The organism is Dermacoccus sp. NHGro5 (assembly GCF_017565385.1).
GTDB lineage: Bacteria > Actinomycetota > Actinomycetes > Actinomycetales > Dermatophilaceae > Dermacoccus > Dermacoccus nishinomiyaensis.
This window is the reverse complement of the sequence record NZ_JAGEKQ010000006.1, coordinates 225,410-247,119: the sequence shown is the minus strand read 5'-3', so window position 1 is coordinate 247,119 and position 21,710 is coordinate 225,410. Positions and strand designations below refer to the sequence as shown.

18 protein-coding genes and 1 pseudogene are annotated in these 21,710 nt (G+C 69.5%); 18 read left to right on the top strand and 1 reads right to left on the bottom strand.

The window, feature by feature from the left end:
- Positions 1-103 precede the first annotated feature (103 nt).
- The 3 genes from J4Z35_RS03780 (at position 104) to J4Z35_RS03770 (ending at position 3,688) form a co-directional block, all read left to right on the top strand.
- Positions 104-1,354, top strand: coding sequence for an AIR synthase related protein (locus J4Z35_RS03780; RefSeq protein WP_083604044.1), 1,251 nt, complete (start codon positions 104-106; stop codon positions 1,352-1,354).
- Positions 1,355-1,606: 252 nt separating this feature from the next.
- Entirely contained in the window at positions 1,607-3,286 is a 1,680-nt protein-coding gene (locus J4Z35_RS03775) for a sodium:solute symporter family protein (RefSeq protein ID WP_006943271.1), read from the top strand.
- 12 nt (positions 3,287-3,298) lie between these two features.
- Positions 3,299-3,688 (top strand): hypothetical protein, encoded by a 390-nt coding sequence (locus J4Z35_RS03770; protein WP_231729491.1) that lies wholly within the window; start codon positions 3,299-3,301, stop codon positions 3,686-3,688.
- 152 nt (positions 3,689-3,840) lie between these two features.
- Here the strand turns inward: J4Z35_RS03770 and rpmB are convergent, their stop codons facing one another.
- Positions 3,841-4,035, bottom strand: coding sequence for a 50S ribosomal protein L28 (gene rpmB / locus J4Z35_RS03765; RefSeq protein WP_006943284.1), 195 nt, complete (start codon positions 4,033-4,035; stop codon positions 3,841-3,843).
- A gap of 410 nt (positions 4,036-4,445) precedes the next feature.
- Between rpmB and J4Z35_RS03760 the strand changes: the two genes are divergently transcribed.
- The 15 genes and pseudogenes from J4Z35_RS03760 (at position 4,446) to J4Z35_RS03685 (ending at position 21,679) form a co-directional block, all read left to right on the top strand.
- Positions 4,446-5,912, top strand: coding sequence for a DAK2 domain-containing protein (locus tag J4Z35_RS03760; RefSeq protein ID WP_074041195.1), 1,467 nt, complete (start codon positions 4,446-4,448; stop codon positions 5,910-5,912).
- Entirely contained in the window at positions 5,905-8,094 is a 2,190-nt protein-coding gene (locus J4Z35_RS03755; protein ID WP_074041196.1) for an ATP-dependent DNA helicase RecG, read from the top strand. The genes J4Z35_RS03760 and J4Z35_RS03755 overlap by 8 nt, the downstream gene beginning before the upstream one ends.
- Complete coding sequence (rsmD, locus tag J4Z35_RS03750) at positions 8,094-8,765, top strand: 16S rRNA (guanine(966)-N(2))-methyltransferase RsmD (RefSeq protein WP_006943265.1); 672 nt, start codon at positions 8,094-8,096, stop codon at positions 8,763-8,765. Before J4Z35_RS03755 ends, rsmD begins: the two co-directional genes overlap by 1 nt.
- Complete coding sequence (coaD, locus tag J4Z35_RS03745; protein ID WP_006943276.1) at positions 8,762-9,247, top strand: pantetheine-phosphate adenylyltransferase; 486 nt, start codon at positions 8,762-8,764, stop codon at positions 9,245-9,247. Before rsmD ends, coaD begins: the two co-directional genes overlap by 4 nt.
- Before the next feature lie 129 nt (positions 9,248-9,376).
- Positions 9,377-9,958 carry a YceD family protein gene (locus J4Z35_RS03740; protein ID WP_006943286.1) on the top strand — a complete coding sequence of 194 codons (582 nt, stop codon included), beginning with the start codon at positions 9,377-9,379 and terminating at the stop codon, positions 9,956-9,958.
- A gap of 1 nt (position 9,959) precedes the next feature.
- Entirely contained in the window at positions 9,960-10,154 is a 195-nt protein-coding gene (gene rpmF, locus J4Z35_RS03735; RefSeq protein WP_006943268.1) for a 50S ribosomal protein L32, read from the top strand.
- A 53-nt stretch (positions 10,155-10,207) separates the two neighbouring features.
- Positions 10,208-10,990, top strand: a complete 783-nt coding sequence (gene rnc, locus J4Z35_RS03730) for a ribonuclease III (RefSeq protein ID WP_239303572.1) — start codon at positions 10,208-10,210, stop codon at positions 10,988-10,990.
- A pseudogene (gene mutM, locus J4Z35_RS03720) lies at positions 10,983-12,009 on the top strand (bifunctional DNA-formamidopyrimidine glycosylase/DNA-(apurinic or apyrimidinic site) lyase). Before rnc ends, mutM begins: the two are co-directional and overlap by 8 nt.
- A 681-nt stretch (positions 12,010-12,690) precedes the next feature.
- Positions 12,691-13,296, top strand: a complete 606-nt coding sequence (locus J4Z35_RS03715; RefSeq protein WP_143181305.1) for a hypothetical protein — start codon at positions 12,691-12,693, stop codon at positions 13,294-13,296.
- A gap of 228 nt (positions 13,297-13,524) precedes the next feature.
- Positions 13,525-14,325: a type I methionyl aminopeptidase gene (map, locus tag J4Z35_RS03710; protein ID WP_006943281.1), complete on the top strand. Its 801-nt coding sequence runs from the start codon at positions 13,525-13,527 to the stop codon at positions 14,323-14,325.
- 10 nt (positions 14,326-14,335) lie between these two features.
- Positions 14,336-18,007, top strand: a complete 3,672-nt coding sequence (smc, locus tag J4Z35_RS03705) for a chromosome segregation protein SMC (RefSeq protein ID WP_074041200.1) — start codon at positions 14,336-14,338, stop codon at positions 18,005-18,007.
- 177 nt (positions 18,008-18,184) lie between these two features.
- Positions 18,185-18,382 (top strand): hypothetical protein, encoded by a 198-nt coding sequence (locus J4Z35_RS03700; RefSeq protein ID WP_143181306.1) that lies wholly within the window; start codon positions 18,185-18,187, stop codon positions 18,380-18,382.
- Between the two features lie 68 nt (positions 18,383-18,450).
- Positions 18,451-19,719 (top strand): signal recognition particle-docking protein FtsY, encoded by a 1,269-nt coding sequence (ftsY, locus tag J4Z35_RS03695; RefSeq protein ID WP_074041202.1) that lies wholly within the window; start codon positions 18,451-18,453, stop codon positions 19,717-19,719.
- Positions 19,720-19,922: 203 nt separating this feature from the next.
- Positions 19,923-21,344 (top strand): ammonium transporter, encoded by a 1,422-nt coding sequence (locus J4Z35_RS03690; RefSeq protein WP_074041203.1) that lies wholly within the window; start codon positions 19,923-19,925, stop codon positions 21,342-21,344.
- On the top strand, positions 21,341-21,679 hold the full coding sequence (locus tag J4Z35_RS03685) for a P-II family nitrogen regulator (protein ID WP_006943278.1): 339 nt from the start codon (positions 21,341-21,343) through the stop codon (positions 21,677-21,679). Before J4Z35_RS03690 ends, J4Z35_RS03685 begins: the two co-directional genes overlap by 4 nt.
- Positions 21,680-21,710 lie beyond the last annotated feature (31 nt).

The window sequence follows — 21,710 nt, the reverse complement described above, 5'->3', positions numbered from 1 at the left end:
ACACCCTCATCTGTGAAGAGCCGGTTTCAGCTTCGAAGATCTCCATGTGCTGCGCGGGGTGCTCGCGCCGTCGTCAGGATGCAGCGGCTGATTGAATGGCGTGGTGACCGACCTCGCGACCCCCTCGTGGCTCAGACCGACCTGGACACCGCGGGTCGGCGGCGACGCGGCGACCGTCGCCGACGTCGGGGAGGCCTGCGTGCTCGCGGCGATCACCCCCCACCTCGCGGCGGCCGACGCCGAGATCGGGCCCGGTGACGACGCGGCCGTCCTGCCCCGCGCGACGGGCCGTACCGTCGTCACGACCGACTCGATGGTGCTCGATCTCGACTGGCGCGACGACTGGTCGAGCGCCCACGACGTCGGGGTCAAGGTGATCGCCCAGAACCTCGCCGACGTCGTCGCGATGGGCGCGCGGCCCACCGGCGTCGTCGTGGCGCTCGCGACGGAGGAGCGCACGCGTGTCGACTGGCTCGTCGAGCTCACCGACGGCATGGCTGACGAACTGCGTCGCGCGGGTTGCGGATCCCTCGGCGGCGACCTGTCGGGCGCGCCCGCAGGCACCGTCGTCATCACCGTCACCGCGCTCGGCGAACTCGCCCCCGGCGCGCCGGCGCTGACGCGCTCCGCCGCCCGGCCCGGCCAGGTGGTCGTCGTCTCCGGCCGGCTGGGACGCTCGCAAGCCGGTCTGCTCGTTCTCAGCGGCGAGGTGGCCTGGCCGCCACGAGATGCGGGGGCGACGGCCCGTCGTGATCCTGGCCCGTCCGTCGCTGACGAATTTCCCTACGCAGACGCAGACGCGAACCAAGCGCTCCGCACATGCGCAGACGATCGCCAAGCGCCCCCCACAGACGGCGAGGCCGCGTCCCGCGCAGCCGTGGGTGCAGGGCCCCCCGCAGCCGCGAACGGGGCGGCCGAAGCCGTCGCACGCGAGTGTGTGACGTTCCATCGCGCACCCCGGCCGCGTTATGCAGGCGACGAGGCCGTGAGCGCGGGGATGGGCGTCGCGATGGACGTCTCCGACGGGTTGGGGCGGGACGCGGCGCGTCTGGCCGCGGCGTCCGGCGTCGGCATCGAACTCGATCGCGCCGCGCTGGAACGCATGGCGGCGCCGCTGCGGCCGCTGCTGGGGAATCGAGCGCTCGACTGCGTCCTCGCGAGCGGCGAGGAGCACGCGCTGCTCGGCACCTGCGACGCCGACGCGGTGCCGCCGGGCTGGCACGTCATCGGTCGCGTCGTCGCACCCGCAGCAAGCACGTCCGGCCGGCGGGCCGCGGTGACGCTCGACAGCGTCGACGTCGTCGAACGCGGCTGGTCGCACTACGAACGGGCGCGCCCCTCGTCGTCCGACTGACGGCGTTCGCTCGTCACGCGGGCGCCGTGCGCCGGCCGTCCGGGTCGAGGGCCCCATGCCGCTCCAGCACCTCAGCGTCGGCGCAGCGCGCGTGCCGTAGCCGCGAGACGCCACCCGGGCGCGGCGCCGAACATTGCAAACGGGTCTCGATTCCGAGTGTGAGCCCCTTCACCATGGCGCGCGGTGCGAGCTTGGCGTTACCGTCGAGGGTCACTTTCCTCCACGACTGTCCGGGAGCCAGCCTTGCTGCCTATGGATTCCTCAGCTCTGCGCCTCGACGCGGGGCCGGTCGACTACGTGCTCATCGCGTTGTACTTCGTGTTCGTGCTCGGCATCGGCCTGTTGGCCCGCCGACAGGTGAGCTCCAGCATCGACTTCTTCATGTCCGGCCGGTCCCTGCCCGCCTGGGTCACCGGCCTTGCCTTCATCTCCGCGAACCTCGGTGCGGTGGAGATCATGGGCATGTCCGCGTCGGGCGCCAAGATGGGCATGCCGACGTTCCACTACTACTGGATCGGCGCGATCCCGGCGATGTTGTTCCTCGCCATCGTCATGATGCCGTTCTACTACGGCTCGGGCGTGCGCTCGGTGCCTGAGTTCATGAAGCGTCGCTTCGGCACGGGCGCCCACCTCGTCAATGCGATCTCGTTCGCGCTCGCGCAGGTGCTCATCGCCGGCGTCAACCTGTTCCTGCTCGCCAAGATCGTCAACATGCTGCTCGGCTGGGACATGACGGTCTCGACGATCGTCGCCGCCGTCATCGTCCTCAGCTACATCACCCTCGGTGGCCTCTCGGCCGCGATCTACAACGAGGTGCTGCAGTTCTTCGTCATCGTGGCGGCGCTGCTGCCGTTGACGCTCGCTGCCCTGCACAAGGTCGGCGGTTGGGACGGGCTGCAGGCCAAGATGAAGGCCGCGGGCACGGACGGCGAGCTGTCGTCGTGGCCGGGCAACTCGCTGACCGGCTTCACCGATTCGGTGTGGTCCGTCATCGGCATCGTCTTCGGTCTCGGCTTCGTGCTGTCGTTCGGTTACTGGACGACGAACTTCGTCGAGGTGCAGCGCGTCATGGCCTCGAAGGACATGAACTCCGCGCGTCGCGCGCCGATCATCGGCACGTTCCCGAAGATGTTCATCCCGTTCATCATCATCATCCCGGGCATCATCGCCGGCGCGCTCGTGCCTGAGATCGCGAAGGCGAAGGCCAGCGGCGGCAACCCGGACTACAACAACTCCCTGCTGTACCTCATGAGCGACCTGCTGCCGAACGGTCTTCTCGGTGTGGCCATCGCGGGCATGCTCGCCGCGTTCATGGCCGGCATGGCCGCGAACATCTCGGCGTTCAACACGGTGTTCAGCTACGACATCTGGCAGGAGTACGTCGTCAAGGATCGTGACGACGCGTACTACATCAAGATCGGCCGCATCATGACAGTCGTCGCGACGATCATCGCGATCGGCACGTCCCTCCTGGCGCGAAGCTACTCGAACGCGATGGACTACCTGCAGACGCTGTTCGGCTTCTTCAACGCGCCGCTGTTCGCGACGTTCATCCTCGGCATGTTCTGGAAGCGCATGACGCCGACGGCCGGTTGGGCCGGCCTCGTCTCCGGTACGGTCGGCGCGCTCGTCGTCGCCGTCCTGTCGGAGAACGCGCTCGGCGATCTGTCGCAGGACGTCATCCACATCGGTGGTCAGGGCGCGTCGTTCGTCGCGGCCGGTACGGCGTTCGTCGTCGACATCGTCGTAAGCGTCATCGTCAGTCTCATGACGCAGCCGAAACCGGCGGAGAGCCTGCGCGGTCTCGTCTACAGCGAGACGCCGAAGGAGGACTTCGAGGAAGACACGAACACGTCGTTCTTCAAGTCGCCGACGAAGCTCGCGGGCCTGTCGCTGCTGCTCGTCATCATCCTCAACGTCGTCTTCCACTAAGGGGCATCGATCATGAGTACACCGATCAACGACGCGCACGACGCCCCGCGCGGGCGTGACGACGCCGTGCACACCGGGCGTGACGGCGCGGACGAGGTGACGACGACCAAGGCCGGCAACTCGGCCCGTCACGGCGCCGGCCTGTTCGACATCCGCAACATCATCGGGCTGCTGATGGCGCTCTACGGCCTCATCCTGCTCGTCACGAGCTTCACGACGAGCACCGCCGACAAGGCGAAGGCCGACGGCGTCAACCTCAACCTGTGGACGGGCATCGGCCTCATCGTCATCGGCGCCGCGCTCATCGCGTGGGCCGTGACGCGCCCCATCGTCGTCGACGAGCGCGAGCTGGAGGCCGACAAGGCCGCCGCCGAGCGTCAGGGCAAGCCCACCGCGCACTGAACGCCTCGCGCGGGGCCTGAGCGTTTCCGCGCGGCGTCGTCAGACGAATCCCCCGGTCTCCTTCGAGGAGGCCGGGGATTCGTCGGTTCGCGGGCGTCGAGCAGGCAACAAAAAACCCGGCCGAAGCCGGGTTTTTCGAACAAGTGCCGAGATCAGCGCTTGACCTTGCCTGCCTTGAGGCAGGAGGTGCAGACGTTGAGACGCTTCGGGGTCACGCCAGCCTCGCCGACCAGGGCGCGAACGCGCTGGATGTTCGGGTTCCAACGACGCTTCGTGCGGCGGTTGGAGTGCGAGATGTTGTGACCGAAGCCCGGTCCCTTGCCGCAGACGTCGCAGGTGGCAGCCACGGTTTCTCCTGAAGTCGATGTGTTCGGGCGGATGCCCTTCGGTTGCTTCGCGCAAGACCTGACGGTCTCGCTCGCCCCCATCGATCCGCAGCGTCGAGATGATGCGCGTGATGTCATGGGGGCAACCTGGACAGCATAGCCGGAGGCAGCGGGTGGGATCAAAACGGCGACGCGGTCCGGTGCGTGGAGGCCGGCCTGTCGAGCGCGGCGCGCCGCATGCGGAGCCGCCCGAGCGTCGCCGGTTCGCCGTGCGTGTGGCGTCCGCCCGGAGTGGCGTGGACGGCTTTTCACCCCGTCCTGCCGCGGTTGTCAGACCCGTGTGCCAAGGTACTCGTGACATGCCGCGATGACGATTCACGTCTCGCGGGAGACGCCCGCGGCGGTCGCCGGAGCGAGAGGCAGGAGGGTGCATGACGCAACGCCTGAATGCGCGTGACCTTGCCCGCGCCCTCGTCTCCGCACGCGTCGAACTGTCGTCGGCGGAGTCGACGCTCAACGCGCTCAACGTCTTTCCCGTGCCCGACGGCGACACCGGCACCAACATGCGCGCCAGCCTCGAAGCGGGCTTCGTCGCACTCTCACAGACCGGTTCGGACGATGCGCCGCGCGTGCGCACCAAGGCGTTCGTCACCGGCATGACGCGGGCGGCGCAGGGCAACTCCGGCGTCATCCTCTCCGAATACGTGCGCGGTTTCGTCCGCGTGCTGCTGGCCGATCCCGCCGTCCTCGAGGTCGGCCTCGACGGTCCGGGCCTCGCGGAGGCGCTCGGGTCCGCCTCGGCCTGCGCCCGCGGGGCGGTGGGCGAACCGGTGGAGGGCACGATCCTGTCGGTCGCGCAGGCCGCGGCCCTCGCCGCCCGTCGATGCGTCGACGAGGCGGCCGGCGCAGGACGCGAGGCCGATGCCGCCGAGGTGGCGCGGGCGGCACACCAGGCTGCGCAGGAGGCGTTGGACGCGACGCCCGCACAGTTGGAGGCGCTCGTGCGTTCGCGCGTCGTCGACGCCGGGGGTGCGGGTCTGCTGCTCGTCCTCGATGCCCTCGACCGCGTCGCCTCGGGTGCGGGGGGCCTGCCCCGGACGAACACCCGCTCGTGGCTCGACGCGCGTCGGACGACGTCGTTGGAGGAGGACGCGGGCTGCCACGTCGCCGCGGGTGGCCCGGCCTTCGAGGTCGTGTGCGTCGCCGAGGGCCTCGACGACGAGGGCGCCTCGGCGCTGCGTGACGTGCTCGCGCGGTGGGGCGATTCGGTTGTCGTCGCGGGCGACGAACGGCTGCATCGCGTCCACCTGCACACGGACGAGCCCTTGACGGCCGTTTCCGTCATGCGTGAGCGCGCGACGATCAGCGCCGTCACGATGACGCATTTCGACGGCCCGCTGCCGGGGTGTGAACCCTTGCTCGTCGCCGCGCGCGACGAGGCGGTGCGCGCCTACGCGTTCGCCCTCGGTGCGCAGACGCGCGATTCGCGGGAGCCGGGAGCGCCGTGGGGCCACGCAGCCGGTGACGTTCTCGCGGACGTCGACGCCGGTGACGGCGCGCGCTCGAGCAACCTCCTCGCGCTGCTCGAACGACTCGACGATGCAGCCTCGCCGTTCGGTGATTGGGAGGGCGAGCAAGCCGCCGTCTGGGAGGACGACGACCCAGGTGACGACGTCGAATTCCTGCGGGCCGACTCGTGGCGGGCCGCGCGCGACCTGGCCCGTCTGCATCTCCCCGGCGCCGAGTCGGTGCTCGTGTGCCTCGCGCCCGGCGCCGACGAAAGTGCCGCGCAGAAGTTCCTGTCGCTCGCTCGCACGCGCGTCGGTGACGGCGGCAGCATCGACGTCTTGCGTCTCGATGCCGGTTCGCTCGTCCTCATGGAGGTGACCCATGGGTGAGGTGACGCTCGACTCGCCACTGCTCGCCGTCCTCGGATCCGGCGCGAGGAAGCTCGCGAAGGCGCGTGACCTCGTGACGGTGCGCGACCTGCTCGACTACTTCCCGCGCCGCTACATCGACGCGCACGCCGGCAGCACGTTCGGTGAGTTCGAACTCGGCGAGCACGTCGTGCTCACCGCCCGCGTCGAGACGATGACGCAACGACGCATGCAGACGCGCAAGGGTTCGATGGCGAACGCCGTCATCGTCGACGACGAGGGCCGCCGCGCCGCCGTCACGTTCTTCAGTGCGCAGCCTCACTACAGCGTCCTGCGCCCGGGCAAACGCGCGCTGTTCAGCGGCCAGCTCGGCCTGTTCAACAAGCAGCTTCAGCTGTCGCACCCGCAGTACACGCTGATGGACGACGCCGACATGAGCGTGTATCCGGGCAGCGTTGTGCCGGTCTACAAGCAGGTCGAGAAGATCACCAACCTCAACCTCACCCTGTCGATCAGCACCGTCCTCGACGCGCTCGGCGAGATCCCCGACCCCCTCGACGAGCCGCTGCGCGCGCGTCACGGTCTCGTCACGACGACCCGCGCCTACCGCGGCCTGCATCTGCCGGCGAGCATGGCCGACGTCCAGGCGGGGCGTGAGCGGCTGCGGTTCGACGAGGCGTTCACCACCCAGATCGTGCTGGCCCAGCGGCGCCACGAGGCGCGCTCCGAGCCGTCGACACCGCGCGTTGCGAAGCCCGGCGGTCTGCTCGAACGCTTCGATGCGACGTTGCCGTTCGAGCTCACCGAGGGCCAGCGCGAGGTGGGGGAGCAGATCGCGCGCGACCTGGCCGAGCCTGTCGCGATGCACCGCTTGCTGCAGGGTGAGGTCGGTTCGGGCAAGACGCTCGTCGCGTTGCGCGCCATGCTCGCCGTCGTCGACTCGGGCGCGCAGGCCGCACTGCTCGCGCCGACGGAGGTGCTCGCTGCCCAGCACGCCGCCTCGATGCGCGCGATGCTCGGCCCGCTCGCCGAACGCGGACGCCTTGGCGGCGCGGACGACGGCACCCGCGTCACGCTGCTCACCGGCTCGCTGTCGGCCTCGGCGCGCACGCAGGCGCTGCTCGACATCGTCTCGGGCGAGGCGGGCATCGTCATCGGCACGCACGCGCTGCTGCAGAAGCATGTCGAGTTCGCCGACCTGGGTCTCGTCGTCGTCGACGAGCAGCACCGCTTCGGCGTCGAGCAGCGCGCGGCGCTCAGCTCGAAGGCGCACCGCCCGCCGCACGTGCTGGTCATGACGGCCACGCCGATCCCGCGCACCGTCGCGATGACGGCGTTCGGCGACCTCGACGTCTCGACGCTGCGTCAGCTGCCACGTGGGCGTGCGCCGATCGTCTCGCACGTCGTGCCGACGCACGTCGCGTCGTGGATGAACCGGGTGTGGGAGCGCATCGCGGAGGAGTGCGGCGCCGGGCGTCAGGTCTACGTCGTCGCCGGACGCATCGGTGACGGCAGCGAGCCCGTCGCGCCGGGCCTCGTCGACGGGCCCGACGCTCATGGCGCCGGGGAGGGCGATGCCGCGGCGCGCCCCATCGGCGTCGTCGACCTCATCGACGAGATGCGCCGCCTGCCTGCGCTCGCTGGGCTGCGGATCGATCTCATGCACGGCCGGCTGCCCGCCGAGGAGAAGGACGACGTCATGCGCCGCTTCGGCGCCGGCGAGGTCGACGTTCTCGTCGCGACGACCGTCATCGAGGTGGGCGTCGACGTGCCGAACGCGTCGATGATCGTCATCGTCGACGCGGACCGGTTCGGCCTGTCGCAGCTGCACCAGCTGCGCGGACGCGTCGGGCGGGGCGAGCACGGCGGGCTGTGCCTGCTCGTGACACGCAACGAGAACCCCGACACGCTCGAGCGTCTGCGGCGCGTCGCGGAGACCAACGACGGATTCGCCATCGCCGATCTGGATCTAGACTTGAGACGGGAAGGAGACGTGCTCGGCGCCGCGCAGAGCGGACGGCGATCGTCTCTCGACTGGTTGGAGCTGACGAAGGCGTCCGATCTCGCCGTCATCGAGGCCGCGCGCACCGAGGCCGCCGCCATCGTCGAAGCGGATCCGTCTCTGACCGAGCATCCCCTGCTGGCGCAGGCCGCGCATGCCCGCGTGGACGCGTCGCAGGCCGAATTTCTGGAAAGAAGCTGATGACGCGCATCATTGCCGGCTCCGCCGGTGGCCGCAGGCTCGACACGCCCCCCGGAGCGGGCACCCGCCCGACGTCCGACCGCGTCCGTGAGGCGCTGTTTTCCCGGCTGGAGCATCTCGGTGCGATGCTCGGCGCGGACGTGCTCGACCTGTACGCGGGCTCCGGCGCGCTCGGGCTGGAGGCGTTCAGCCGCGGCGCCGCGTCCGCGACGTTCGTCGAGGTCGACCGCCGCGTCGCGACCGTCATCCGCACGAACGTGCGCAACCTCGGGTTCTCGCCGGTGCGTGTCGTGACGCAGGCCGTCGAGAAGTTTCTCGAGGGCCCGCCGAGCGTCAAGGCCGCGCTCGTGCTCATGGACCCGCCGTACAGCGTGAGCGAGGAGCAGCTGCGGCAGGCCATCGACCTGCTCGTCGAGCGGGAGTGGCTCGCCGAGCGCGCTCTCGTCGTCGTCGAACGCTCGTCGCGTTCGCCGCAGCCGACGTGGCACCCGCGCCTGGAGGCCTGGGAGCCGCGCGTCTACGGGGAGACGACGATGTGGTTCGCCGAGCTCGCCCAGGACGACGCGCCCGAGCCCGACGACGTCGAGGCCGTCGTCGCGACGCTCGATCAGGTCGTGCCCGAGATCGTCGTCACCGGTACGCCCGAGGACATCGCGAAGGTCACATCATGACGACGTGCGTCTGCCCCGGCTCGTTCGACCCGCTGACGCTGGGACACCTCGACGTCATCGAGCGGTGCGCGGCGCTGTTCGACGACGTCGTCGTCACGGTGCTGCACAACCCCGACAAGCAGGGGACATTCAGCGCCGACGAGCGCGTCGACCTCATCGAGCGCTCGGTCGCGCATCTCGACAACGTCCGTGCCGCGGCCTACGCCAACACGCTGCTCGTCGACGTGTGCCGTGAGCTGGGCGCACCGCTCGTCGTCAAGGGGCTCCGCGGGGAGACCGACTTCAGCTACGAGACCCCGATGGCGACGATGAACCGCGCGCTATCGGGTCTCGAGACGGTGTTCATCCCCGGAAACCCGGGCATGGATCACCTGTCGAGCTCGCTCATCAAGCAGGTCGCGGGCCTCGGCGGCGACGTCACGGGCATGGTTCCGGAGCCCGTCATCGGCCCGCTGCTCGAGCGTGTCGGCGCGTCGCGTTGACCTGCGCAGGCCCGCACATTCTGGGATTTGGGAGAGTGCGCGCCCGCGGCGTAGACTTGCACGTCGGCCTACGCCATCGCTGTGGCCGAAAGATGTTCGAAGTTCTCGACCGACGAAGAGTGCAAGGTAATGACCCAGGCTGATTCCCGCCGCCCGCTGGTGCTCGACACCAGGGAGCTCGGTCGTCGACCCGGAAATTCGCTGCGCCTCCACCGCGACGTCGAGGCTCCGGCAGATTTCGGTACCGACGTCATCGGCATCGAGGAGGGTCAGCCCGTCGGGCTCGACCTGCGTCTCGAATCGGTGATGGAAGGAGTCCTCATCACCGGTGAGGTCGAGGCGACGGCAACCGGCGCGTGCGTGCGGTGCCTGGAGGACGTGACCTACCCGGTCGACGTCCACTTTCAGGAGCTGTTCGTCTACGCCGATCGTGCTGCGCACCACCGCGAGGTGGCAGGCGGCGATGATGAGGACGAACTGCACGAGCTCGATGGCGACGACGCCGACCTCGAGCCCGTGCTGCGGGACGCTGTGGTGCCCACCCTGCCGTTCCAACCGGTGTGTCACGAGGACTGCCTCGGGTTGTGCTCCGAATGCGGTGCACGACTCGACGACGACCCCGATCACCATCACGAAGCTATCGACCCCCGCTGGTCGGCCCTGGTCAACCTGACCGAGGCTGGATCGGCAGAAGACGAGAAGAGGAACTGACGTGGCTGTCCCGAAGCGGAAGATGTCCCGCGCCAACACCCGCTCGCGCCGAGCCAACTGGAAGGCGACGCCCGTCGCCGTGCAGGCGTGCCCCGCGTGTGGTGCCAACAAGCAGTCGCACATGGCGTGCCCGGCGTGCGGTACGTACAACGGCCGCCACTACGGTGCAGCGGAGCGCACCGAGCACCAGGCCTGATCGGCCGATCGCAGACCGTGGGCAAGAAGTCTTCGAAGCGGTCAGCTGCTGACGTGTCGCAGCGGCCCGTCGGCGACCTCGTCCGGATCCTCTCTGAGGTTTCGGGTGTGGACGTCGACGAGTCGCTGCTTCGTCGTGCCCTGACCCACCGTTCGTTCGCGTACGAGAACGGCGGCATTCCGCACAACGAGCGCCAGGAGTTCCTCGGCGACGCCGTGCTGGGCCTCGTCGTCACCGAGACGCTGTACACGGATCAGCCCGACGCGCCGGAGGGGCACCTCGCGAAGCAGCGGGCGGCGGTCGTCAACTCGAGGGCCCTCGCTGAGGTCGCGCGCGGTCTCGAGCTGGGGGAGTACCTGCTGCTCGGGCGTGGCGAGCTCGCCACGGGTGGGCGCGACAAGGATTCGATCCTCGCCGACACGACGGAGGCCGTCATCGGCACGGTGTTCCTCTCGGGCGGCATCGAGGCGGGGCGTCGCATCGTCCACCACCTCATCGATCCGTTGATGAACCGATCGTCGACGATGGGGGCCGCGCTCGACTGGAAGACGTCGCTGCAGGAGGCCACCGCTGCGGCCGGCCTCGGTGCGCCGACGTACGTCGTCGAGGGTGAAGGGCCGGATCACGACAAGGTCTTCACCGCGACCGTCGTCGTCGACGGGCGCACCCTCGGCGTCGGCACGGGGCGCAACAAGAAGTCGGCCGAGATGATCGCCGCCGAGAACGCGTGGGTGAGCCTGCGCGACGAAGCGGCGAAGAACGCCGGTTCGGCCGGCGGTGACGTCGTATGCGACGAGGCGGACGCGGTCGCCGTCACGGACGGTGCGCATGCCTGAGCTTCCCGAGGTGGAAGTCGTACGACGAGGCCTGGACGACCACGTGGTCGGCCGGGCCTTCGTCTCGTCCCGGGTGACGGGCTCGCGCGTCGCACGCCGTCACCTGCCGGGGCCGCAGCATCTGGCCGACGCATTGCTCGGACGACGGGTAGCGTCGGCCCAACGGCGCGGCAAGTACCTGTGGGTGACGTTCGAAGACGCCGGTCCCGGTTCTGATGGCTCGGCGGACGCGACGGTGCCGCTGGACCGGCGCGAGGGTGCGGTGGCCGACGACGCCCTCGTCATTCACCTCGGCATGAGTGGACAGGTGCTCGTCGAGAGCGCCGACTCGCCGCTGGAGAAGCATGCGCATGCGGTGTTCGACCTGTCCGCCCAGGAGGTCGGGGGAGCGCGCTGGCTCGGGTGAGGCGGTGGATGCGCCGGGGGTGACTGACGCATCGGAGAGGCCGCGCTCGGAACGGTCGGCCCAGCAGATGCGCTTCGTCGACCAACGGACGTTCGGCGGGTTGTTCCTCGACGACCTGACGGTGGCGCACGGGCGCGAGGTGCCCGCGTCGATCGCGCACATCGCGCCTGACCCGCTCGAGGAGGCGTTCGACGCGGGCGCCGTCGCGCGGCTCATGCGCAGCAAGGATGTCGCGATCAAGCGGATGCTGCTCGATCAGGGCATCGTCAGCGGTATCGGCAACATCTACGCCGACGAGGCGCTGTGGCGCGCGAAGGTGCACGGCCGACGCCCGGGACGCATGCTGACGAAGACGCAGCTCATCGGCGTGCTCACGGCGGCGCAGGACGTCATGCGTTCTGCGCTCGATCATGGCGGCACCAGCTTCGACGCGCTCTACGTCAACGTCAACGGTGCGAGCGGCTACTTCGATCGCTCTCTCGACGCCTACGGCCAGCAGGGCAAGCCGTGCCGCCGCTGCGGCACGCTGATCGTCAGGGAGCAGTTCATGAACCGCTCGTCGCACTTCTGCCCGACGTGCCAGAAGCCGCCCCGGACGATGGACCGTTCCTGAACAGCGGGTCGATCGCCGCATGCGCTCCGATGCCGGCGACCTCCCCGATGCGCGAGAAGTCCGACTCGCTCGCCGCGACCCCCATTCAGCGGCGTCGCAGTCCTGCGGGCTTTCCTCGGGCACGATCAACCATCGTGTGACTGCGGGGTCGTTGCGGAAGCCGGCGATGATGTCGTCGTCCGACGCGACGGGATCGCGCAGGACGACGTCGTCGCACGGGGACGCATGTGGAACGAGGCGGGTCGAAATGCGGCGCTCGACCTTCTCACGTCGGGCGCTACCGCTGAGCTCCGAGGATCCGAGAGGTCACGATTGAAGGCTCGGCTCCGCCGGATGGCGTGCGTCAGATCGCCCATGCGAGTGGGGGACTCGGATCGTGGGCGAGGTATCGGTCCGACGGCCCCCTGGACATCGACCCGATCGGCCCGATCGGCCCGAGTCGTGCTGACCTTCATCAGCTCGGTATCGTCGGAAAGGGGAGCTGGCTGCGCTTCGGTCGCGTCGTCGATCTCGATGAATTCGAGTACGCCACAGATGTGTGCGTGGACGCGAACGGGAAAGTCGGGGTGGTCGAACGACCCGTGCGCGATGATCGCATCGCACGCACACTCATCGACACGTATCTGCTCGGGGACGCTCGCGTGAGCGCCGCCGCCGACCAGGCGATCGAGCAGTGTGCTCGTGCTCTGTGACTCCTTCGACACGCTCGAAGCCGTAGCTGCAGCGATGCCCCGGGAGCGGTGGGTGCTGATCGGCGGTCTCATGGTGCACTGCCATGCCAGAGAGGCCGGGGTTGCACACGCCCGGCCCACGCACGACGCGGACCTCGTGGTGGAGATCAGGGTTTCTTCGTACGGCGAAGCCGCGCGGGCCGTTCAGAGCATCGGCTTCGATCTCCAGGAGCCCCTCGACGTTCGCGCACCTGTCCATCGGTTCGCTCGTGCTTACGGTGCGGTGATCGACCTCATGGTTGCAGGCCGTGTGAGTCGCCCACCGGTCTACCGGGGGAGGCGAGTGGTGGAGGTTCCGGTTTCAGCTTCGGCCATGAAGCGAACCACTGGCTACACCATCCCCACCGGCACGCGGATTCGTCTGCCGGATCTTCCCGCCGCTCTGGCACTCAAGAGCTGGGCTAAGTTCCTTCCCGGAGCGAGCCGCGAGCGTCATCTGCAGGACGCAGTGACGTTGCTCGTCTGCACCGATCGGCAGGAGGTCGCCCTGTCGAGATCCATGAGATCGGTCGTTCGCCGCCTGCTTGCCAAGATCGCGACGGACGAAGTGGCATGACAGATGTGCGACCCGGACGACTGGGCCAAGCCGGTTCGTGCCGCGCGAGGAATCGATCCCGAATGGCCGATCCCCACGTTCATCCGGCCACCTCGACCGACAAGGCGGCAACCGTGACGAATGCAGTCGTCATCCTCGTCGTCGCGACAGGCCGTCGCGACACGATCTACCGCTGACGCTTCGCGAGGCTCGACGGCGTCCGGGCGCGGGCTGCACTACCGTAGTCGGGTGATCGAACTGCGTACGCCCCGAGAGATCGACGAGATGAAGCCCGCCGGGGCGTTCGTCGCATCCGTCCTGACCGCCCTGTGCGAGGCCGCCGACGTCGGCGTCAACCTGCTCGAACTCGACGCCCTGGCGCACCGCATGATCACCGACGCCGGTGCGGAGTCGTGCTACATCGACTACCACCCGAGCTTCGGCGCGAGCGCGTTCGGCAAAGTGCTGTGCACGAGCGTCAACGACGCCGTCCTGCACGGCCTGCCGCACGACTACGCCCTGAAGGACGGCGACCTGCTCAGCGTCGACTTCGCCGCATCACTCGACGGCTGGGTGAGCGACTCGGCGATCTCCTTCGTCGTCGGCACGCCGCGCGAGGCCGACCTGCGCCTCATCGACACGACCGAGCGAGCCCTCGCCGCAGGGATTGCGGCCGCGCAGCCCGGCAACAAGCTCGGCGATATCTCGGCCGCCATCGCCGACGTCTGCGCAGGCGCCGGATACCGCGTCAACACGCAGTTCGGCGGCCACGGCGTCGGCCGCACGATGCACGGCGAACCGCACGTGCCCAACGACGGTCGTGCAGGCCGCGGCCTCAAGCTCAAGCCTGGCCTCGTCATCGCGATCGAGCCCTGGCTCATGGCGGGCACCGACCAGATCATCCAGGACCGGGACGGGTGGACGCTGCGCAGCGTCGACGGTTCCCGTGGCGCGCACTCCGAGCACACCGTCGCGATCACCGCCGAGGGCCCGCTCGTCCTCACGGCGCGCGACACGGCCGCCGCCGGCGCGCCGCAGCCGACCGCCTGAACCGCGCGCCGTGTACGTCAAGTCGCTGACCCTCAAGGGGTTCAAGTCGTTCGCGTCGGCGACGAACCTCGTCCTCGAACCGGGTATCACCTGCATCGTCGGTCCGAACGGTTCCGGCAAGAGCAACGTCGTCGACGCGCTCGCCTGGGTCATGGGCGAGGGCAGTGCTCGCAGCCTGCGCGGCGGCAAGATGGACGACGTCATCTTCGCCGGCACCTCCGGGCGCCGGCCGCTCGGGCGCGCCGAGGTGACGATGACGATCGACAACTCCGACGGCGCACTGCCGATCGACTACACCGAGGTGACGATCAGCCGCACAATGTTCCGCGGCGGCGGCTCCGAATACGCGATCAACCGCACGCCGTGCCGACTGCTCGACATCCAGGAGCTGCTGAGCGACTCGGGCATCGGCAAGGAGATGCACGTCATCGTCGGCCAGGGCCAGCTCGACGCGGTGCTGCGCGCGACGCCCGAGGAACGTCGCGGGTTCATCGAAGAAGCGGCCGGCGTGCTCAAGCACCGCCGTCGCAAGGAGAAGGCGCTGCGCAAGCTCGACGGCATGGAGGCCAACCTCACGCGCGTCGCCGACCTGACGGCCGAGGTTCGCCGCCAACTCGGGCCGCTGGGACGCCAGGCCGAGACGGCGCGTCGGGCGCAAGCCATCCAGATGACGGTGCGTGACGCACGGCTGCGGCTGCTCGCCGACGACCTCGTCCAGCAGCGGGCGCGGCTCGAGGCCGACGTCGCGGACGAACAAGCGATGGTGCGGCGTCGCGCCGAACTCGACGACGCGGTGCGCGCCGCGAAGGCCGGCGTCGAGGAGATCGAGGCCGAGATCGCAGCCCGCGCTCCGGTGCTCGAACGGCTGCAGTCGCAGTGGTACGCGCTGTTGTCACTGGAGGAGAAACTCGATTCGACGCGCCGACTCGCCGCGGAACGAGCCACCTCGCTGACGGCGGCGCAGGACGAGACGCCCGGTTCGGGCCGGGATCCCGAGCAGCTGCGGCGTCAGGCCGAACGGGTCCGGGGGGAAGAGCTGGAGCTGCAGGCCGAGGTCGAGCGAGCCCAGGAGGCGCTCGACGCCGCCGTCGAGGTGCGCGAGAAGGCTGAACGTGAACATCAGGTCGAACAGCAGCGACTCGTGCGGATCGCGCGGGCAGCCGCAGATCGACGCGAGGGTCTGGCCAAGCTTCACGGTCAAGTCGAGGTTCGGCGTTCACGCGTGGAAGCAGGCGAGGCCGAACTCGCGCGGTTGCGCGCCAGCATCGGGGAGTCCGCGACGCGAGTGGCCCAGGCCCAGGAGGAGCTGGCGCCTCTCGAGGAGGCGCTGCGCGACGCGGAAGCCGCCGAAGCGGCGCTCAATGATGCTGCGGAGAAGCTGAGGGCTGATCACGCTGCCCTGCTCGAACGTCGTCGCGTGCTGCGCGACGAACGCAATACTTCAGCCCAACGCCGCAGCGCCTCAGCCGCACGCGCGCAGGCGCTCGATGAGACGCTCGGTTCCGACACGGCGGGGCTCGAGAACCTCCCCGCCGAAGCGCCGGGCGTGCTCGGCGACGTCGTCAGCCGCCTCGAGGTGGAGCCAGGTCACGAAGCCGGCGTCTCGCTCGCTCTGGGGTGGGCTGCCGAGGCCCTGCTCGTCGACTCCCACACCGACGCCGCAGCTCTGTTGGCCGCCCTGCGAGCGCAGGACGGCGGCCGCGTCGCTCTCCTCGTCGCGGGAGACGCGCCGCACGACGTCACGACCCACGACTGGCCGACCCTTCCCGAGGGTGGCGTCTGGGTGCGCGACGTCGCGAGCGTACCGGCGACGATGCAGAGCGCGTTCGACGTCCTCGTCGACCGACTCGCGATCGTTCCCGACGCCGACGGCGCGCTCGCGCTCGTCCACGCCGGTGCGCGGGCCGTCACCCTCGACGGGGACGTCTACGAACCCACCGCGGTGCGTGGTGGGGGCCGCCCTGGGCGCTCCCGCCTCGAGGTGCGCGCGGCGCATGAGCAGGCCGTCCGGGACGCGGAGATCGCAGCCGACGCCGAGCAGAACGCGGAAAACGCCCTGGAAGCCCTGACGCAGCCACTCGCGGCCGCGCAGGACGCCGCGGACGATGCTGCGGCGGCGCTCGCCGAGAACGACGCGCGCATCGAGGAACTCATGGCGGCGCTCGCGCGTCACCATCAGGCGATCGCCGCGGCCTCCCACGAGCGTGACCGCATCAACGACTCGATCGAGCAGGCGAGCGTCGCGCTCGATGCGAACCGTGAAGAGCTCATGGAACTCGAGATGCGTCTCGACGAGGCGCAGGCCGAACCGGGTGAGAGCGAACCGTCCGTCGCCGAACGAGACCGTCTGGCGACGCTCGCCGCGACGGCGCGCGAGCAGGAGACCGAGCAACGTCTGACGCTTCGCACGCTTCAGGAAAGAGTCCGCGCGATCGCTGGGCGCGCTGAATCCCTCGAGGCCGCCGCACGCTCGGAGGTCGCCGCGCGCGAACGGGCGCAGGCGCGCCGCGTCCGACGTCGGGAGGCCACAGCCCTGGCGCAGGCCGTCGAACGGACCGCCGAACTGGCACGCGAGCAGGTGCGTCGCGCGCGCGATGAGGTGACCCGGGCGCGTGACGCCGAGCAGGCAAGCAAGGCGACTCGGGACGAGGCGTTGCGCACCGCCCGCGTCCGCCTGCAGGAATGCAGCGACCAACTGCGCGAGGTCACCGACTCCGTCCACCGCGACGAGATGGCGCGCGCTCAGCAGCGGCTGCGCATCGAGGCGCTGGAGACGAGGGCGGTCGAGGAACTCGGCATCGACCCTGACGTCCTCGTCGAAGAATTCGGGCCGCATCTGCCGGTGCCGCTGTTCGAGGCCGGCGCCGGTATGACGGCCGGCGAGAAAGCCGACACCCAGGCATCGTCGGGACGCGCTCCGTCAGGGCAGGGGAGCGAGGGCGACGACGCAGACGGCGGCCCCCCGAGCGGTACTGAGCCCGTCGCGAGCCGCCCGTTCGAGCGGGCCCTGGAGGAGAAGCGGCTACGCACGGCCGAACGCGACCTCAAGCAGCTCGGCAAGATCAATCCGCTGGCCCTCGAGGAGTACGCGGCCCTGGAGGAACGGCACACGTTCCTCAGCGAGCAGCTCGCCGACCTGCGCGGCTCGAAGAAGGACCTGCTGTCCATCGTCAGCGAGGTCGACGCGCGCGTCGAGCAGGTCTTCACCGAGGCGTTCCACGACGTGGCGCGCGAGTTCGAAGGTGTCTTCTCCCGCCTGTTCCCCGGCGGTGAAGGGCGGCTCGTTCTGACCGACCCCGAGAACATGCTGACGACGGGCCTCGATGTCGAAGCGCGCCCGCCGGGCAAACGCATCAAGCGGTTGTCGCTGCTGTCCGGCGGCGAGCGTTCCCTTGTCGCCGTTGCGCTGCTCGTGTCGATCTTCAAGGCGCGCCCGAGCCCGTTCTACATCATGGACGAGGTCGAGGCGGCCCTCGACGACGCGAACCTCGGTCGCCTCATCACGCTGTTCGAGGAGCTTCGTGACTCGAGCCAGCTCATCGTCATCACGCACCAGAAGCGGACGATGGAGGTCGCCGACGCCCTCTACGGCGTGACGATGCGCGGTGACGGCGTGACGACGGTGGTCTCACAGCGTCTCGCCGACGTGCGGGTCGCACCCGAGCCGGCCGAGGCGTCCTGACGGCGCCGCTGGCCGTTGTGCGACGCGAGGGCCGCCTGAGGCGCGTCGACTGGCGCCGTCAGGACGGTTCGGCGACAATCGTGGCGGAGCAGGCCTCATGCGCTCGCTCCCACCCGACGTGCCATCCGCGCGTCACACCCACCCCTCGGAGGATTCGTGTTCTGGATCGTGCTCGGTATGACGCTGACCGTCGTTCTGGCGGCGTTCGTCGTCGGCATCGTCGCGCTGCCGGCGCGACGGGCGGGCCGTCCGGTGCTCACCACGCGTGGCGAGAAGCTCTTTCGTGTCGGGCACGCGCCAGCCGCCCCGCGCGCCGCGACGGCCAAGGACGGCGAGCGCGCGCCCGAGCGCGGCGGTCGGATCCGCCGCTCCTGATCCCCAGCTGACGCGTGCCGTCGCCGCCTCGTTGGGCGGTTGTCGGTGCCGTTTGCAATGATGGCGGCGTGGATCAGCTCTGGGAAATTCTTGGTGTCGTCGCCGTAGCGCTCGTCGCCGCCGTCATGGGCCTCGTGGCCTTCGTCCGCGACCGTTCGCGCAAGGCTCCGAAGGTTCCGGCGCGCGAGGAATCCGTCGAGATTCCACGCACGCCACCGAAGAAGACGCAGTACACGCCGAGTTCGGGTGTGCGCATCGACACGTCGAAGTCGGCGGCGCCCGCCCCGGCGAAGCCCGCGCAGACCGACGTCGTCGACGCACCGCGCGATGAAGCGCCCGCCCCCGAGGTCGTCGAGCCCGCTGACGTCGTCGACGAGACGCCCACGCCCGAACCGGCTGCGCTCGAGCGCCCCGAGTCGGCCCGTGGGCGCATGGTTCGCCTGCGTGAGCGACTGTCGCGCTCGAACACTGCGCTCGGCAAGGGCCTGCTCGCCATGCTGTCCGGCGGCAGCCTCGACGACGAGGCGTGGGAGGACGTCGAGGACACGTTGCTGCAGGCCGACCTGGGTGTCGAGGCGACGACGCAGATCGTCGACAACCTCAAACGCCGCATCGCCGTGCACGGTGCCACGGACGAGGAAACCGTCTCCGGCTGGTTGCACGAGGAACTGCTCGCGCAGGTCGGCCCCGACATGGATCGCCGCATCGCGGCGAGCCGTGTGGGCGATCGACCCGCTGTCGTCCTCGTCGTCGGCGTCAACGGCACGGGCAAGACGACGACCGTCGGCAAGCTCGCGCGCGTTCTCGTCGCCGAGGACAAGGACGTCATCCTCGGCGCGGCCGACACGTTCCGTGCCGCCGCAGCCGACCAGCTCGAGACGTGGGGCGCCCGCGTCGGCGTGCCCACCGTTCGCTCCGAGAAGGAGGGCGCCGACCCGGCCGCCGTCGCGTTCGACGCTGTCAAGGCCGGTCAGGAGAACGAGTGCGACGTCGTGCTGCTCGACACCGCGGGGCGCCTGCACAACAAGGTCGGTCTCATGGACGAGCTCGCCAAGATGAAGCGCGTCATCGAGAAGCGCAGCCCCATCGACGAGGTGCTGCTCGTCCTCGACGCGACGACCGGCCAGAACGGCATGCGTCAGGCCGAGGTGTTCGGCCAGGCGGTCGACGTCACGGGTGTCGTACTGACGAAGCTCGACGGCACCGCCAAGGGCGGCATCGTCGTCAACGTCCAGCGTGAGCTCGGCGTGCCCGTCAAGCTCGTCGGGCTCGGCGAGGGCCCCGACGACCTCGCGCCGTTCGACCCGGAGGCCTACGTCAACGCCGTGCTCGACTGAGCAGGCCGGGCTCGAGCCCCGCAGCGCCCACCCGCCGTCACGGCCGGTGGGCGCTCGTGCGTCCACGCTTCGACACGAAACGTCTCACATGGCGTGCATACCCTCAGGATGTGACCGCGATTTCACGTCAGCGCCGCATCCGAAACATAGGCGAAACATCGCGAGCCGCATGCTGAAACGTGGCGAGGGCAGGATCACTGAGCATGAACGCACACCTTCTGGCGGCAGAGGCCGCCCCGAAACTCGACTATGCGGCCACCGCATTCGTCCTCGTGTGCGCATCGCTCGTGCTCATGATGACGCCCGCGCTGGCGTTGTTCTACGGCGGGATGACGCGCTCCAAGTCGGTGCTCAACATGATGATGATGTCGTTCGGCGCCCTCGGCGTCGTCGGCATCATCTATGTGCTCTACGGCTACTCGATGTCGTTCGGCACCCACGACATCGCCGGGCTGATCGCGAACCCGGGTGACAAGTTCGGTCTGCACAACGTCGCCGACGTGTTCAACTCGTTCGGGTACGAGGGCTACGGAAACATCCCCGAGCTCGCGTTCGTGGGCTTCCAGCTCACCTTCGCGGGCCTGACGGTCGCGCTCATCTCCGGCGCCATCGCCGACCGTGTGAAGTTCTCGACGTGGCTCGTCTTCTCCGCGATCTGGGCGACGATCGTGTACTTCCCGATCGCGCACATGGTGTGGGGCGGCGGGTTCCTCGGCGGCACCGACCAGGGCGTCGCCGCGACGATGTTCGGTTCGACCGACGGCAAGGCCACGTTCGCACCGATCGACTTCGCGGGCGGCACCGTCGTGCACATCAACGCGGGCATGGCGGGCCTCGTCCTCGCTCTCATCGTCGGGCGCCGCGCCGGTTTCGGCCGCGTGCCCATGCGCCCCCACAACGTGCCGCTGACCATGCTCGGCGCCGGTCTGCTCTGGTTCGGCTGGTTCGGGTTCAACGCGGGTTCCGAGCTCGCCGCAGACGGTTCGGCGGCCCTCGTGTGGGTCAACACGGCCGCCGCGACGTGTGCGGCGATGATCGGTTGGCTCGCGGTCGAGAAGATCAAGGACGGTGAGGCGACGTCGATCGGTGCCGCCTCCGGCGTCGTAGCCGGTCTCGTCGCGATCACCCCCGCCTGTGGTGCGCTCAGCCCCGTCGGCTCGCTCATTCTCGGCGCGGTCGCCGGCATCCTCAGCGCCCTGGCCGTCAGCCTGAAGTTCAAGTTCAACCTGGACGACTCGCTCGACGTCGTCGGCGTCCACCTCGTCTCCGGCCTGTGGGGCACGATCGGCGCCGGCCTGCTGTCGACGACGAACGGCCTGCTCTACGGCAAGGGCTACGAGCAGACGGTCGTGCAGATCGTCATCGCGCTCGGTTGCGTCGCGTTCACGGGCGTGCTCACCGCCGTCATCGGTCTCGCCCTCAAGGCGACGATGGGCTGGCGCATCGACCACGACGACGAGCTCGCGGGCATCGACTCCGCCGAGCACGCCGAATCCGCCTACGATTTCGGTGGGTTCGCCTCCGGTACCCGCGTCGGCCACGGCCTACTGCCGTCCGGCCACGGCCCCCTCGGTGGCAGCACCACCGGCGCAGAACACAACGACCCGCGAGGAGTGCAGGCATGAAACTCGTCACCGCCATCATCAAGCCGTTCAAGCTCGACGACGTCAAGGAAGCCCTCGAGGCCTTTGGCATCGCCGGGATGACGGTGAGCGAGGTCAGCGGCTACGGCCGCCAGCGCGGCCACAGCGAGGTTTACCGCGGCGCCGAGTACAGCGTCGACTTCGTGCCGAAGCTGCGCATCGAGGTCGTCATCGACGATGCCGACGCGCCCGCCGTCGTCGACGCCGTCGTGCGTGCCGCTCAGACGGGACGCATCGGTGACGGCAAGGTGTGGACCGTTCCCGTCGACGACATCGTGCGCGTGCGCACCGGCGAGACCGGCGCTGCCGCGGTCTGAGCGCCCCTGGGACGTGAGCCTCGACGACGTG

Excerpts from the sequence above, each read along its gene's own strand:
- J4Z35_RS03740 (WP_006943286.1), top strand. The coding sequence starts at position 9,377 with ATGACCCAGGCTGATTCCCGCCGCCCGCTGGTGCTCGACACCAGGGAG.
- coaD (WP_006943276.1), top strand. The coding sequence starts at position 8,762 with ATGACGACGTGCGTCTGCCCCGGCTCGTTCGACCCGCTGACGCTGGGA.
- J4Z35_RS03700 (WP_143181306.1), top strand. The coding sequence starts at position 18,185 with ATGACGCTGACCGTCGTTCTGGCGGCGTTCGTCGTCGGCATCGTCGCG.
- J4Z35_RS03770 (WP_231729491.1), top strand. The coding sequence starts at position 3,299 with ATGAGTACACCGATCAACGACGCGCACGACGCCCCGCGCGGGCGTGAC.
- J4Z35_RS03690 (WP_074041203.1), top strand. The coding sequence starts at position 19,923 with ATGAACGCACACCTTCTGGCGGCAGAGGCCGCCCCGAAACTCGACTAT.
- J4Z35_RS03685 (WP_006943278.1), top strand. The coding sequence starts at position 21,341 with ATGAAACTCGTCACCGCCATCATCAAGCCGTTCAAGCTCGACGACGTC.
- rsmD (WP_006943265.1), top strand. The coding sequence starts at position 8,094 with ATGACGCGCATCATTGCCGGCTCCGCCGGTGGCCGCAGGCTCGACACG.
- J4Z35_RS03775 (WP_006943271.1), top strand. The coding sequence starts at position 1,607 with ATGGATTCCTCAGCTCTGCGCCTCGACGCGGGGCCGGTCGACTACGTG.
- J4Z35_RS03755 (WP_074041196.1), top strand. The coding sequence starts at position 5,905 with ATGGGTGAGGTGACGCTCGACTCGCCACTGCTCGCCGTCCTCGGATCC.
- J4Z35_RS03760 (WP_074041195.1), top strand. The coding sequence starts at position 4,446 with ATGACGCAACGCCTGAATGCGCGTGACCTTGCCCGCGCCCTCGTCTCC.